The organism is Variovorax sp. dw_954 (assembly GCF_018449755.1).
GTDB lineage: Bacteria > Pseudomonadota > Gammaproteobacteria > Burkholderiales > Burkholderiaceae_C > Variovorax.
The window spans coordinates 229,996-243,790 of the sequence record NZ_JAAVVD010000001.1; the positions used below are offsets into that span (position 1 = coordinate 229,996).

At 66.2% G+C, this 13,795-nt stretch carries 12 protein-coding genes; 10 read left to right on the forward strand and 2 right to left on the reverse strand.

Translation table 11 applies throughout. The features are described from left to right. The first annotated feature begins 24 nt into the window (after window positions 1–24). Together HB681_RS01070 and HB681_RS01075 are read left to right on the forward strand one after the other, a co-directional pair. Window positions 25–1,527: a M81 family metallopeptidase gene (locus tag HB681_RS01070; RefSeq protein ID WP_213952893.1), complete on the forward strand. Its 1,503-nt coding sequence runs from the start codon at window positions 25–27 to the stop codon at window positions 1,525–1,527. Between the two features lie 50 nt (window positions 1,528–1,577). Continuing rightward, window positions 1,578–2,762: a M20 aminoacylase family protein gene (locus tag HB681_RS01075; protein ID WP_256734781.1), complete on the forward strand. Its 1,185-nt coding sequence runs from the start codon at window positions 1,578–1,580 to the stop codon at window positions 2,760–2,762. 60 nt (window positions 2,763–2,822) lie between these two features. Here HB681_RS01075 and HB681_RS01080 read toward each other — a convergent pair whose 3' ends face one another. Next, complete coding sequence (locus tag HB681_RS01080; RefSeq protein WP_213952894.1) at window positions 2,823–4,283, reverse strand: amidase; 1,461 nt, start codon at window positions 4,281–4,283, stop codon at window positions 2,823–2,825. A 114-nt stretch (window positions 4,284–4,397) separates the two neighbouring features. Here HB681_RS01080 and HB681_RS01085 point away from each other — a divergent pair, with 114 nt between their 5' ends. The 6 genes from HB681_RS01085 (at window position 4,398) to HB681_RS01110 (ending at window position 10,299) form a co-directional block, all read left to right on the forward strand. Next, entirely contained in the window at window positions 4,398–5,399 is a 1,002-nt protein-coding gene (locus tag HB681_RS01085) for a LysR substrate-binding domain-containing protein (RefSeq protein ID WP_213952895.1), read from the forward strand. A gap of 159 nt (window positions 5,400–5,558) precedes the next feature. Continuing rightward, window positions 5,559–7,010 carry an aspartate ammonia-lyase gene (locus HB681_RS01090; protein ID WP_213952896.1) on the forward strand — a complete coding sequence of 484 codons (1,452 nt, stop codon included), beginning with the start codon at window positions 5,559–5,561 and terminating at the stop codon, window positions 7,008–7,010. Window positions 7,011–7,143: 133 nt separating this feature from the next. Further along, on the forward strand, window positions 7,144–8,037 hold the full coding sequence (locus tag HB681_RS01095; protein ID WP_213952897.1) for an amino acid ABC transporter substrate-binding protein: 894 nt from the start codon (window positions 7,144–7,146) through the stop codon (window positions 8,035–8,037). 99 nt (window positions 8,038–8,136) lie between these two features. Continuing rightward, the gene (locus tag HB681_RS01100; RefSeq protein ID WP_213952898.1) at window positions 8,137–8,856 is read left to right on the forward strand and encodes an amino acid ABC transporter permease; all 720 of its coding nucleotides are present in this window, start codon (window positions 8,137–8,139) and stop codon (window positions 8,854–8,856) included. Window positions 8,857–8,858: 2 nt separating this feature from the next. Beyond that, window positions 8,859–9,548 (forward strand): amino acid ABC transporter permease, encoded by a 690-nt coding sequence (locus HB681_RS01105; protein WP_213952899.1) that lies wholly within the window; start codon window positions 8,859–8,861, stop codon window positions 9,546–9,548. A 13-nt stretch (window positions 9,549–9,561) separates the two neighbouring features. Next, the gene (locus HB681_RS01110) at window positions 9,562–10,299 is read left to right on the forward strand and encodes an amino acid ABC transporter ATP-binding protein (RefSeq protein ID WP_213952900.1); all 738 of its coding nucleotides are present in this window, start codon (window positions 9,562–9,564) and stop codon (window positions 10,297–10,299) included. Between the two features lie 146 nt (window positions 10,300–10,445). On the opposite strand, the gene HB681_RS01115 is transcribed toward HB681_RS01110, so the two are convergent. Continuing rightward, a complete protein-coding gene (locus HB681_RS01115) occupies window positions 10,446–11,360 on the reverse strand; it encodes a LysR family transcriptional regulator (RefSeq protein ID WP_213952901.1) in 915 nt (304 codons plus the stop codon). 181 nt (window positions 11,361–11,541) lie between these two features. On the opposite strand from HB681_RS01115, the gene HB681_RS01120 reads away from it, so the two are divergent. Together HB681_RS01120 and HB681_RS01125 are read left to right on the forward strand one after the other, a co-directional pair. Next, complete coding sequence (locus tag HB681_RS01120; RefSeq protein WP_213952902.1) at window positions 11,542–12,399, forward strand: alpha/beta hydrolase; 858 nt, start codon at window positions 11,542–11,544, stop codon at window positions 12,397–12,399. Window positions 12,400–12,554: 155 nt separating this feature from the next. Continuing rightward, window positions 12,555–13,793, forward strand: coding sequence for an efflux RND transporter periplasmic adaptor subunit (locus HB681_RS01125; protein ID WP_213952903.1), 1,239 nt, complete (start codon window positions 12,555–12,557; stop codon window positions 13,791–13,793). Window positions 13,794–13,795: the final 2 nt, after the last annotated feature.

Genomic DNA, 13,795 nt, shown 5'->3' on the forward strand with positions numbered 1-13,795 from the left:
TGCCCAACCAAAAAAGGACCTGAATTGAGAGTCTTCATCGCCGGTTTCCAGCACGAAACCAACACCTTCGCCCCCACCAAGGCCGACTGGGCCGCCTTCGAAGCCGGCTCGGCCTTCCCGCCGTACCGGCGTGGCCAGGCCATCATCGACGCCTACCGCGGACTGACGCTGCCCATCAGCGGCTTCATCGACCATGCCGAGGAACGGGGCTGGTCGCTGGCGCCGTCGGCATGGGCCGGCGCGGTGCCCTCGGCGCACGTCACGCAGGACGCCTTCGAACGCATCGCCGCGGCGATCGACGAAGACCTGCTCGCGGCGCTGGCCGGTGGCCCCGTCGATGCGGTGTACCTCGACCTGCATGGCGCCGCGGTCACCGAGCACCTGGAAGACCCGGAAGGCGAACTGCTCACGCGCATCCGCGCGCGCGTGGGCGCGGCGGTGCCGATCGTGGCCAGCCTCGACCTGCATGCCAACGTGACGCGGCAGATGCTCGACGTATCCGATGCGCTGGTCGCCTACCGCACCTATCCGCACGTGGACACGGCCGACACCGGCCGGCTGGCCGCCAAGTTGCTGGAGCGCCGGTTGGCGCGCGGCAGCAAGGAGCCGATGGCGGTGCGCCGCCTCTCCTTCCTGCTCTCGCTCAACGCGCAGTGCACCATGATGGCGCCGGCCGACGGGGTGTATGAGACGCTGAAGTCGCTCGATGCGCGCCATGACTGCGTGCTGAGCTTTGCCATGGGCTTTCCGGCGGCCGACATCGCCGAATGCGGGCCGGTGGTCTGGGGCTATGGCGACGAGGCCGAGGCAGCGGTGCAGGCGCTGTTCGAGCGCGCCGACCAGCCGCGCAGCCAATGGATCCTGGACATCCTCTCGCCCGAGGCGGCGGTGTCCAAGGCAATGGCGCTGGCCGCAGACGCCAGCAAGCCCGTGGTCATTGCCGATACGCAGGACAACTCCGGCGCCGGCGGCGACAGCAACACCACCGGCATGCTGCGCGCGCTGCTCGCGCTCAAGGCCGGCGAACGCATGCCGGGCCAGGTGGCAATCGGCCTGCTGTTCGACCCCGAGGCCGCCGCTGCCGCGCATGCGGCAGGCGAGGGCGCGCAACTCGATGTGACGCTGGGCAAGTCGGTGCCGACCTGGGCCGGCCAGTTCAGCGATCCGCCGGTGCCGGTGCGCGCCGTCGTGCGCAAGCTCAGCGATGGCAAGGTCATGATGAAGGGCCCGATGGGGCGCGGCAGCAAGGTGTCGCTCGGCCCCAGCGCCTGCCTCGACGTCGATGGCGTGCTTGTCGTGGTGAGCTCGCAGAAGACACAGATGCTGGACCGCGAGTTCTTCCGCTACGTCGGCATCGAGCCCGAGGAAATGAAGATCCTCGTCAACAAGAGTTCGGTGCACTTCCGCGCCGACTTCACACCCATCGCCAGCACCATCCTCGTCGCCAAGGCCGCCGGCCCGATGGCGGTGGAGCCGGGCGACCTGCCCTGGACACGGCTGCCCGCGACGATGGCCCTGCGCCCCTGAACCGGGCCGGCGCTCCCTCTCAAGAACCACGAATCAACGCTCGACAAATCATGCCCAAGACACCGGACCATTACCTGAAGTACATGCACCAGCACGCCGCGGAGTTCATCACGGTGCGCCAGACCATCCACGAGAATCCCGAACTCGGCTTCGAGGAGCACGCCACCAGCGCGCTGGTGGCAGAGCGGCTCGGCGCCTGGGGCTATCAGGTCGAGCGCGGCCTTGGCGGTACCGGCCTGGTCGGCCAGCTGAAGCGCGGCAGCGGTTCGCGCAGCGTGGGCATCCGTGCCGACATGGACGCGCTGCCCGTCGAGGAAAAAACCGGGCTGGCCTACAGCAGCAAGCGGCCCGGCATCATGCATGCATGTGGCCACGACGGCCACACGGCGATGCTGCTCGGCGCGGCCAAGTACCTGGCGCAAGAGGGCGACTTCTCGGGCACGCTCAACCTGATCTTCCAGCCGGCCGAAGAAGGCATGGGCGGCGCGACGCGCATGATGGACGACGGGTTGTTCGAGAAGTACCCCTGCGATTCGATCTACGCCATGCACAACATGCCCGGCCGCCGCCAGGGCGACCTGGCGTTTCGCGAAGGCCCGACGATGGCGTCGTCGGACTACGCGACAGTGACGCTGTTCGGCGTGGGTGGCCATGGCGCGATGCCGCACTATGCAAAGGACCCGATCGTCGCGGCTGCCAGCATCATCATGGCGCTCCAGACCATCGTGTCGCGCAATGCCGACCCGCAGGAGACGGCGATCGTGACGGTGGGCGCGATCCATGCCGGCAAGGCGAACAACGTGATTCCGCAGACGGTCACCATGGAGATCAGCGTGCGCGCGCTGACGCGCGAGATGCGGGTGCAGATCGAGCAACGGTTGAAGGCGATCGTCATCGGACAGGCCGAGAGCTTTGGCGTGCGCGCGGAGATCGACTTCCGAAAGGGCTACGCGGTACTGGTCAACACGCCGGAGGAAACCGAATTCGCACGCAGCATCGGCCGCGCACTGGTCGGCGACGAGCATGTGGAAGCGCAAGCCAAGGCGGTGACGGGCAGCGAAGACTTCGCGTTCATGCTGGAAAAGCGTCCGGGGTCGTACCTGATGATCGGCAACGGCCGCGGCGATGAGCACGGCGCATGCATGGTGCACAACCAGGGCTACGACTTCAACGACAGCAACCTGCCGATCGGCGCGGCTTACTGGGCGTTGTTGGCTGAGACGTATCTGGTCTAGGTTCTCCCCGTTTGCGGCGGCGCCCATCGCATTTCGGGCGCTGCGCGCAGCGGGGCAATTTCAGCCGGGCAACCCCAACGCCAGCACCGGCGGCTGCAACGCCGACCATTCGCACGCGGTGTCATACGCATGCCCCAGGCGCAGCACCGCCAGGTCCGCATTCACCGGCCCCGCCAGCTGCAACCCCATCGGCAACCCCTGCGCGCCAAAGCCCGCGCGCAGGTTCAGCGTCGGCACGCCGGCCAGCGTGAAGGGCGTGACGATTTCCATCCAGTGGTGGTACGTCTTGCTGGGCACGTTGGCCACTTGTGGCGGCCAGTGCATCTCGGCATCGAAGGGGAACATCTGGGCGGTGGGGGCCACCAGGAAATCGAAGCGCTCGTACAGCCGCGCGAAGGCCCGATAGACGTTCGACCGGAACACCGAGGCCTGGTGCAGCGACGCGGCGTCGAGCTGCTTGCCCTGTTCCATCTCCCACAGCGCCTCGGGCTTGATGTGCGCGTGGTAGGCGGGGTCGGCGCCCAGCACGCTGAGCTTGCCGCTCACGATCAGTTGACGCAGGCGCAGCCAGGCGGTCCAGTTCTGTTCGCGCGGAACATCCAGCACACAGGGCTCGACCTCGCAGCCCAGCGCGCGGAAAGTCTGCAACGCGGCTTCGCACAGCTCGCGAACGCCGTCCTCGATGGGCAGGTCCGGCCAGATGCTGCCGAGCCAGCCGATGCGCAGGCCCTTCTTCACATCGCCATCCAGGTCGAGCGCGTCGGCCGAGGGCAGGGCGTCGGTCATCGACAGCGGCAGGCGGGTGTCGAAGCCGGCCTGCACGCACAGCAGGCGCGCCGTGTCTTCCACCGTGCGGCCCATCGGCCCCTCCGTGCCCAGTTGCTGGAAGAACAGTTCGTCGTCGGGTGACCCCGGCACGCGGCCGCGAGAGGGTCGCATGCCGATCACGTTGTTGAAGCCGGCCGGGTTGCGCAGCGAGCCCATCATGTCGCTGCCGTCGGCCACCGGGAGCATGCCCAGCGCCAGCGCCACTGCCGCGCCGCCGCTGCTGCCGCCGGCCGTCTTGCCCGGGTCCCAGGCATTGCGCGTGATGCCGAAGACCTGGTTGTAGGTGTGCGAGCCCAGGCCGAACTCGGGCGTGTTGGTCTTGCCGATGATGACGGCGCCGGCGGCGCGTGCGCGGGCGACATGCAGGCTGTCGGTGCGCGCCGGCGTCTTCGGCGCGAGCGGCGAGCCCATCGACGTGGGCAGTCCGATCGCGTGGCTCAGGTCTTTTACCGCGAGCGGGAAGCCGTGCATCCAGCCCATGCGCTCGCCGCGCGCGAGTTGCGCATCGCGCTCTCGGGCATCGGCCAGGCAGGCGTCTGCGTCGCGGCGCGAGACGATCGCGTTGAAGCGTGGGTTGAGGGCGTCGATGCGCGCGAGCGAGGCTTGCATGACCTCGACGCAGGACACCTCGCGGCGTGCGATGCGGCGGGAGAGCTCGGTGGCGCTGAGTTCGTTCAGTTCTGTGATTGGCATGGCACGGGCATCGTAGTCCTGTCGCAACCGGCTGCAAACCGGGCGGTTTCGGCGTTTTCCCTGCCTCCACAAGGCGTTTCAGGCCCATGCCGGAAGAACATAATCCTCCGACCTATGGAAACCAAGTGGCTGGAAGATTTCGTTAGTCTGGCTGAAACGCGCAGCTTCAGCCGCTCCGCGCAACTGCGGCATGTGACGCAGCCGGCGTTCTCGCGCCGTATCCAGGCGCTCGAAGGCTGGGCCGGCACCGACCTGGTCGACCGCACCTCCTATCCCACCAGCCTGACACCCGCGGGCCAGACGCTCTACGGCCAGGCGCTCGAAATGCTGCAGGGGCTGCAAAGCACGCGCGCCATGCTGCGCGGCCACACCGCGGCGGCGCAGGACGTCATCGAATTCGCAGTGCCGCACACGCTGGCCTTCACCTTCTTTCCGGCATGGGTCACGATGCTGCGCGAGCGCTTCGGGCCGATCAAGAGCCGGCTCATCGCGCTCAACGTGCACGACGCGGTGCTGCGCCTGGTGGAGGGCAGTTGCGACGTGCTCATCTCCTACCAGCATCCCTCGCAGCCGCTGCAGCTCGATGCCAACCGCTACGAGATGGTGAGCCTGGGCAACGAGCGGGTGTCGGCCTGGGTCAAGCCCGATGCCGATGGCGCCCCGCGCTACCGGCTGCCGGGCCGCGCCGGCCGCCCGCTGCCGTACCTCGGCTATGCGCCGGGCGCCTACCTGGGGCGCGTGGTGGACCAGTTGCTCAAGGAGTCGGGCACGGCCATCCATCTCGATCGCGTGTATGAGACCGACATGGCCGAGGGCCTCAAGGTGATGGCGCTGGAGGGCCATGGCATCGCCTTCCTGCCGGAGAGCGCGGTGCGGCGCGAGGTCAAGGCGCGCAGGCTGGTGAGCGCATTGCCGCCGGAGGTCCAGGGCCTGGATGTCACGCTGGAGATACAGGCCTACCGCGAGTTGCCCAGCGCCCCACCGGCTGCAAAGACTTCGGGTCGCGGCAAGGGCGCCGCCGCGGAGGCCGCGCCGGCTGGCAAGAGCGCGGCCGATGCTTTGTGGGCCTATCTGCGGGCCCATCCGGTGGCGGTCGCGCGCGACGGCGCGAGTTGAAGAACCTGTGAACGAATCGGCCGGGCACGCACACGTCCAATTCATTCTCAGGTTCTGAGCATCCATGTCAGCCGTGCATGACGGCCCCCGCATACGGCATTGGCGCTGGCCGGCATGCGAATCTACAGTCGCCGCACTTCTTCCAACCGAGGGCTCGCCATGGATTCCAACTTCCGCACCGAACACGACTTCCTCGGCGAAAAGCGGATTCCCGTCGCCGCCTACTGGGGCGTGCACACGGCCCGCGCGGTCGAGAACTTCGCGATCTCCGGCACCCGCATCTCGGCCATGCCCGACCTGGTGCGCGCGCTAGCCCATGTGAAGAAGGCGGCGGCGCGCGCCAACGCGGACCTGGGTGCGCTCGACCGGGATCGCGCCGGCGCGATCATCCTGGCCTGCGAGGACCTGATCGAAGGCAAGCTGCTCAACGAGTTCGTGGTCGACGTGATCCAGGGTGGCGCCGGCACCTCGACCAACATGAATGCGAACGAGGTGATCTGCAACCTCGCGCTGGAGAAGATGGGCCACGGCAAGGCCAGCTACGACGTGCTGCATCCGAACGACCATGTGAACGCGTCGCAGAGCACCAACGATGTGTATCCGACCGCGGTGCGGCTGGCGCTGTGGTTCGCCATCGGCCGGCTGCTGGTCTGCATGGCCGACCTGCGCAAGAGCTTCGAGGCCAAGGCGCTGGAATTCCGCGACATCCTGAAGATCGGCCGAACCCAGTTGCAGGACGCGGTGCCGATGACGCTGGGCCAGGAGTTCCTGACCTACGCGATCATGATCGGCGAGGACGAGGAGCGCTTGGCCGAAGCCCGCGCGCTGATCGAGGAAATCAACCTCGGCGCCACCGCCATCGGCACCGGCATCAACGCGCCGCATGGCTATGCCAACCTGGCCTGCCAGTACCTGGCCGAGCAGACCGAGGTGCCGCTGAAGCAGGCGGCCAACCTGATCGAGGCCACGCAAGACACCGGCGCCTTCGTGCAGCTTTCGGGCGTCCTCAAGCGCGTGGCCACCAAGCTCAGCAAGACCTGCAACGACCTGCGCCTGCTCTCCAGCGGCCCACAGGCCGGCTTCGGCGAGATCCGCCTGCCGGCGCGCCAGGCCGGCTCGTCGATCATGCCCGGCAAGGTCAACCCGGTGATTCCGGAGGTGATGAACCAGGTCGCCTTCGAGGTGATCGGCAACGACATCACGGTGACGATGGCGTCGGAGGCCGGCCAGCTCCAGCTCAACGCCTTCGAGCCGATCATGGGCTGGAGCCTGTTCAAGAGCATCCAGCACCTGGGCAACGCCTGCGTCACGCTGCAGAAGAATTGCGTCGAAGGCATCGAGGCCAACCGCGAGTTCCTGGCCAAGCGGGTGCGCGAGTCGGTCACGCTGGTCACGGCGCTGAACCCGATCATCGGCTACGAAAAGGCTGCGCTGATCGCCAAGACGGCGCTCAAGTCCGGCGGCGCCATCGACGAAGTGGCCGAGGCGCTGGGCATCATGACGCGCGAGCAGATGGCCGCCTTGCTCGTGCCCGAGCACCTGACGCAGCCCGTGCGATTAGTCACACCGGTGCCGCCGGCGGCGCAGCCTTCGGGCACAAAGCCTGCTTAACACTAGGTGACAATCACCTCACGCGTCGATCCTGGAGGGTGCCCCGCGCACCAAATGCGGGACACGGGTATTCCCGAAAACGTGAATGCTTAAAATTTCAGACGATTTCCACCTTTTTATTCAAGGAGCCTTCATGAAGAAACAGATTCTGGTGCTTGCCATTTCGGCATTGGCCGCTGGCGGCGCGTTCGCGGAGGAGACGCTGGCCAAGATCAAGGCCTCAGGCGTCATCACCGAAGGTGTGCGCGAATCGTCGGGCCTGTCGTACACGCTGGGCAACGGCCAGTACACGGGCTTTCACTACGACATCTGCGCCAACATCATCAAGGACCTCGAGAAGGCCGTGGGCAAGAAGCTGGAAACCAAGTACCAGCCAGTGACCTCGCAGAACCGCGTGCCGCTGGTGCAGAACGGCACCGTCGACCTCGAATGCGGCTCCACCACCAACAATGCCACGCGCGCCAAGGACGTGTCCTTTGCCGTGACCACCTACGTGGAAGAAGTGCGCATCGCGGTCAAGGCCAATTCGGGCATCAACTCGATCAAGGACCTCAACGGCAGGACCGTGGCCACCACCACCGGCACGACCTCGGTGCAGACGCTGCGCAAGAACGAACGCGCCGGCGGCATCGACTTCAAGGAACTCTATGGCAAGGACCACTCGGACAGCTTCCTGCTGCTCGAATCGGGCCGCGCCGATGCCTTCGTGATGGACGGCTCGATCCTGGCTTCCAACATCGCCAAGTCGAAGTCACCGAAGGACTTCGCGATCGTGGGTGAAGTGCTGAGCGTCGAGCCGATCGCCATCATGATCCGCAAGGACGACCCGGCGTTCAAGAAGGCCGTGGACGACAGCATCAAGGGCCAGATCAAGAGCGGCGAACTGAACAAGCTGTGGGACAAGTGGTTCCTGAAGCCGATCCCCCCGGCGAACGTCACCGTCAACCTGCCGCTGTCGGCCGCGACCAAGGACGCCTGGGCGAATCCGAACGACAAGCCGATGGAAGACTACCAGGTCAAGAAGTGATCGCACTGCGACGCTGACTTGCAGGACGCCCGCCCTTTCGGCGGGCGTCTTACTTCACAAGGGCGCTCGCCAACTTTCGACGTACAGAGGAGATTCCCGATGGGAAACTGGGCTTGGCTAACAGAGGATCCCGGGGGCAAGTACCCGACTTACTGGGAATGGATGCTGAGTGCCTGGGGCTGGACGGTGTCCGTCGCCCTGGTGGCCTTGGTGGTGGCCCTCGTGCTGGGCTCGCTGGTCGGCATCATCCGCACACTGCCCGACAACCCCTGGCTGGTTCGATTCGGCAATGCCTGGGTCGAGTTGTTTCGCAACATCCCGTTGCTGGTGCAAATCTTCCTCTGGTACCACGTGATTCCAGCCCTGGTCCCGTTCATGAAGGGCGTGCCGCCGTTCATCCTGGTGGTGCTGGCGCTGGGCTTCTTCACATCGGCGCGTATCGCAGAGCAGGTTCGCTCGGGCATCCAGGCGCTGCCCAAGGGCCAGCGCTACGCGGGCATGGCGGTGGGCTTCACCACGCCGCAGTACTACCGCTACGTGATCCTGCCGATGGCCTACCGCATCATCATGCCGCCGCTCACCAGCGAGACGATGAACATCTTCAAGAACTCGTCGGTGGCTTTCGCTGTGTCGATCTCCGAGATGACGATGTACGCCATGCAGGTCCAGGAAGAAACCTCGCGCGGTGTGGAGGTGTACCTGGCGGTGACCGTGCTCTACGTGATCTCCGCACTGACCATCAACCGGATCATGTCGTACATCGAGAGGAAGACCCGCGTGCCCGGCTTCATCGTCTCGGCCGGCGGCGGGGGACACTGATCATGATGCATCTCGACCTCTCCTTCTACAACTGGGACGTCATCAGCAGCTTCGTGCTGAAGGGCTTCTACTTCAGCGTGATGCTGACGGTGGTGGCCACGGTGGGTGGCGTGATCTTCGGCACCTTGCTCGCGCTGATGCGCCTGTCGGGCAAGAAGTGGCTGGATGCGCCGGCGGCGCTGTACGTCAACGGCATGCGCAGCATTCCGCTGGTGATGGTGATCCTGTGGTTTTTCCTGCTGATGCCGGCGTCGTTCTACGCGATCTTCGGCAAGGTGGGCGTGAACTACCGGTCCGAAATCTCCGCCGTGATCACCTTCATCGCCTTCGAGGCCGCGTACTTCAGCGAGATCATGCGTGCCGGCATCCAGTCGATTCCGCGCGGCCAGGTCCATGCGGCGCAGGCGGTGGGCATGAGCTACGGCCAGCAGATGAAGCTGGTGATCCTGCCGCAGGCGTTCCGCAACATGCTGCCCGTGCTGCTCACGCAGACCATCATCCTGTTCCAGGACACGTCGCTGGTGTATGCCATCGGCGCCTACGACCTGCTCAAGGGCTTCGAGACGGCGGGCAAGAACTTCGGGCGGCCGATCGAGGCTTACCTGCTGGCTGCCGTCGTGTACTTCATCCTTTGCTACACGCTGTCGTATTTCGTCAAGCGGCTGCACAAGAAGATCGCCATCATCAGATGATCGGAGTTAAGAAATGATTGAAATCAAGAACGTTTCTAAGTGGTATGGCCCGGTCCAGGTGCTGAACGACTGCTCGGTCAGCATCAAGCAGGGCGACGTGGTCGTGGTGTGCGGGCCGTCGGGCTCGGGCAAGTCGACGCTGATCAAGACGGTGAACGCGCTGGAGCCATTCCAGAAGGGCGAGATCACGGTCAACGGCATCGCGCTGCACGATCCCAAGACCAACCTGCCCAAGCTGCGCTCCAAGGTCGGCATGGTGTTCCAGCACTTCGAACTGTTCCCGCACCTGTCGGTGACCGAGAACCTGACGATCGCGCAGATCAAGGTGCTGGGCCGCAGCGCGGAGGAAGCCAAGACGCGCGGCCTGAAGATGCTCGACCGCGTGGGACTGATGGCGCACAAGGACAAGTTCCCTGGCCAGCTCTCCGGCGGCCAGCAGCAGCGCGTGGCGATTGCCCGTGCGCTGAGCATGGACCCGATCGTGATGCTGTTCGACGAACCCACCTCGGCGCTGGACCCGGAAATGGTCGGCGAAGTGCTCGACGTGATGGTGACGCTGGCCAAGGAAGGCATGACCATGATGGTGGTCACGCACGAGATGGGCTTCGCGCGCAAGGTCGCGAGCCGCGTGATCTTCATCGACGTGGGCGGCCGCATCCTGGAAGACTGCTCGAAGGACGAGTTCTTCAGCCATCCGGAGAACCGCCAGCCGCGGACCAAGGATTTCCTGAACAAGATCCTGGCGCATTGAGCGCGCATCCAGCCAATTCGAAGCCCCGCGACGCGGGGCTTTTTCATGGGCGGACGGGCGCGCGATGTGGCCCATCGGGAATAGTCGGAACAGCCGCGCGGTCGCCAGACGCGGCTCTTTTTCCGGCGACTGACCGCCGCGCCGGCTCAGGTCCGCTGCAGCTGCGGATGCTTCGCGAACAGCTCCGCCGCCCAGTCGACGAACGCCCGCACCTTCGGGCTCAGGTGGCGATTGGGCGGGTACACCACGTGCACCGGCAACGGATCGCGCGTCCATTCCGGCATCACCTCGACCAGCTCGCCCTTCTCGATGTGCGGCACGGCCTGGAAGCTCACGCATTGCGAGATGCCGAAGCCCGCCAGCACCGACGCCAGGTGCGCGTTGCTCTCGTTCACCGACACGCGATACGTCACCGACAGCTCGATGCGCTCATCGCCCCGGTTGAACTCGTGCGGGTAGTTGCGCCGCGAATTCGACGCGAAGAAACCGACGACGTGGTGCCGCTTCTCCAGCTCGCTTGGATGTTGCGGCATGCCGTAGCGCTGGATGTAGGCCGGCGAAGCCACCGTGACGAAGGGCATCGTGCCGATGCGGCGCGCCACCAGCGACTGGTCCTGCAACTCGCCGCCGCGGATCACGCAGTCGACGTTCTCGCCGATAAGGTCCACCGGCCGGTCGGTCACGCCCAGGTCGACCTGGATGCCGGGGTACTGGTCGCAGAAGGTCTGCAGCGCCGGAATGATGATGAGCTTGGCGGTGGACGAGCCGACGTCGACCCGCAGCCGGCCCTTGGGACTGGCCTGCGCGTTGGTCATGCTCGACTCCAGGTCGTCGAAGTCGTTCAGCAGGCGGGCGGCACGCTCGTAGTAGGCAGCGCCGTCCGGCGTGACCGTGACGCGGCGCGTGGTGCGGTTCAGGAGCTTCACCTGGACGCGCTCCTCCAGCGCCTGGATCTGCTTGGTGACCGTGCCCTTGGGCAGGTCGAGCGAATCGGCCGCGCGGGTGAAATTGCCGGCTTCGACGACGCGAACGAAGGCGCGCATCGCGTGAATGGGGTCCATGGGGTCAGCTCCTGAAACCCAGGCCAGGCGGCCGGGGGAGCGGGATTCTCACACGCAAGAAAACCCGCGATTGTTCGTCGGACGGAAACAGAGTGAGAGGTTTGGCGCTGTTTTCAAGGGCCTGGCAGCGCCTAATATCCAACCATCGCAGTTTTGTATTGACCCTTCACAGGTACGCGCCATGTCACCCCGCCCATCGTCCCAGCCAGCCAACGCAGAAGCGCCGGGCGTGGCCGAGTGCGACATGAAGATCGAACTGCCGAAGCGGGACCCGGTCAAGGTGCGCATCTATGGCACGCGCTCCGGCGTGGCCGCCTCGCCGCTGATCCTGCACTTCCATGGTGGCACCTTCGTCTGCGGCGACCTGGACGACGGGCGCATGGTGGCGCGGCTGCTGGCCGACATCGGTGCGGTGGTCGTGTCCTTCGCCTATCCGCTGGCAACGCAGAGCCCCTTTCCGGGCGCGATCGAGGTGGGCTTCGATGTGCTGGAGTGGCTCTACAAGAACCGTGTGAAGCTGGGCGGCAAGGGTGCACGGGTGTTCCTTGCCGGCGAAGAAGCCGGCGGCAACCTGGCTGCCGCGGTGGCGCTGATCGCGCGGGATCGCGGGCATCCACCGCTGGCCGGCCAGATCCTGCTGTCGCCGATGCTGGACCCTTGCGCCGGCACGCCGTCGCTGCGCAAGGCGACGGACGACGTGGCGCAGTGCAAGTGGGCGGCCGGATGGGCGAAGTACCTTGGCAAGCCGAAGGATGCGATGCATCCGTATGCGGTGCCCGGTGCGTCGTTGCGGCTCGGCCAGCTGGCGCCCACGCTGGTGCTGGTCGGGCAGGACGACGCGATGCGTGACGAGGCGCTGACGTATGCGGGCCGCTTGCGCGCGGCCGGCAATGAAGTGCAGAGCATCGTGCTGCCGCCCGCTTCGCAGTGGGCCGAGTCGCTGACGCAGGGGGCCACTGGCGAGTGCCCTTGCGCGGTGACGGTGAAGCAGCACTTCCGCGAGTTCTTCAGCGCGACGACGCCGCCCCCGGCGGATTGACCCCGACAGACGACTGAGTTGGCGCACAGCGCCAGCCGCTGCATTCCCGGCCGACGGAGACCTCGGCCTCGTTAACCAGAACAAAACGCTTTCCAGCGCCATGAGCGCTGGGTAGCCATCGCTTTCCCGAAATTGACCCAAAAGGACGAAACATCATGACCAAGCAACAAATTTCCTCCGTGGCGCGCAAGGGTCTCTGGCCGACGGTGACGGCGCTGACCGCGGCCGTGGCCCTTGCCTCGGGCGTGCTCTTCGTGGGCCTGCACACCGAAAGGGTGGATGCCAGCAACCCGCCGCCGGCGCCTCAGGCGATCCCCGTGTCGGTGGCCACTGTCGGCAATAGCGAGATCACCGAATGGGACGAGTTCTCGGGCCGGCTCGAAGCCGTCGAGCGCGTCGACGTGCGCTCGCGCGTGGCCGGCGCTGTGCAGGCCGTGCACTTCAAGGAAGGCTCGCTGGTGAAGCAGGGCGACTTGCTGATCACCATCGACCCCGCGCCCTATGCCGCCGACGTCGATCGCGCCGAAGCGCAGGTCGCAGCCGCACAGGCGCGCGTGTCGCAGGCGCAGAGCGAACAGGTGCGCGCCGCCCGGCTGTGGAATGAGCAGGCCATCGCGCAACGCGAGTTCGACGAGCGCAGCAATGGCAAGCGCGAAGCGGAGGCCAACCTGCGCGCCGCGCAGGCCGCCCTGCAGACCGCGCGGCTGAGCCTCGGCTACACGCAGGTGAAGGCGCCGGTGTCGGGCCGCATCGGCAAGATCGAAGTGACGGTGGGCAACCTCGTGGCAGCCGGCCCCGGCGCGCCGGTGCTGACCACGCTCGTATCGGTGAGCCCGATCTATGCGAGCTTCGATGCCGACGAGTCCGTGATCGTCAAGGCACTGCGGGACATGCCGGGCGGCGCGAGCGCGCGCAACCTGATCGGCCAGATTCCCGTGCAGATGGGCACGGCCGCCAGCACCGGCACACCCATCGAAGGAAAGCTGCAACTTATCGACAACCAGGTCGACGCGCGCAGCGGCACGGTGCGCGTGCGCGCCGCCTTCGACAACAAGGACGGTGCGCTGATCCCCGGCCAGTTCGCCCGCATCCGCATGGGCCAGGCCAAGAGCAGCAACGTGATGCTGGTGAGCGAACGCGCCATCGGCACCGACCAGAACAAGAAGTTCGTGATGGTGGTGAACGGCGACAACAAGACCGAGTACCGCGAAGTCACGCTCGGCGCGCCGGCCAATGGCCTGCGCGTGGTGGCCAGCGGCCTCAAGACGGGCGAGCGCGTGGTGGTGAACGGCCTGCAGCATGTGCGCCCCGGCGCGCTGGTGGCGCCGCAGACCGTGCCGATGGATGCGACGGCGCAAGCGCCGGCTGCACCGAAGCTGGCCTCGAACTCGTGAGC

Excerpts from the sequence above, each read along its gene's own strand:
- HB681_RS01075 (WP_256734781.1), top strand. The coding sequence starts at position 1,578 with ATGCCCAAGACACCGGACCATTACCTGAAGTACATGCACCAGCACGCC.
- HB681_RS01080 (WP_213952894.1), bottom strand. The coding sequence starts at position 4,283 with ATGCCAATCACAGAACTGAACGAACTCAGCGCCACCGAGCTCTCCCGC.
- HB681_RS01085 (WP_213952895.1), top strand. The coding sequence starts at position 4,398 with ATGGAAACCAAGTGGCTGGAAGATTTCGTTAGTCTGGCTGAAACGCGC.
- HB681_RS01090 (WP_213952896.1), top strand. The coding sequence starts at position 5,559 with ATGGATTCCAACTTCCGCACCGAACACGACTTCCTCGGCGAAAAGCGG.
- HB681_RS01095 (WP_213952897.1), top strand. The coding sequence starts at position 7,144 with ATGAAGAAACAGATTCTGGTGCTTGCCATTTCGGCATTGGCCGCTGGC.
- HB681_RS01100 (WP_213952898.1), top strand. The coding sequence starts at position 8,137 with ATGGGAAACTGGGCTTGGCTAACAGAGGATCCCGGGGGCAAGTACCCG.
- HB681_RS01105 (WP_213952899.1), top strand. The coding sequence starts at position 8,859 with ATGATGCATCTCGACCTCTCCTTCTACAACTGGGACGTCATCAGCAGC.
- HB681_RS01110 (WP_213952900.1), top strand. The coding sequence starts at position 9,562 with ATGATTGAAATCAAGAACGTTTCTAAGTGGTATGGCCCGGTCCAGGTG.
- HB681_RS01115 (WP_213952901.1), bottom strand. The coding sequence starts at position 11,360 with ATGGACCCCATTCACGCGATGCGCGCCTTCGTTCGCGTCGTCGAAGCC.
- HB681_RS01120 (WP_213952902.1), top strand. The coding sequence starts at position 11,542 with ATGTCACCCCGCCCATCGTCCCAGCCAGCCAACGCAGAAGCGCCGGGC.
- HB681_RS01125 (WP_213952903.1), top strand. The coding sequence starts at position 12,555 with ATGACCAAGCAACAAATTTCCTCCGTGGCGCGCAAGGGTCTCTGGCCG.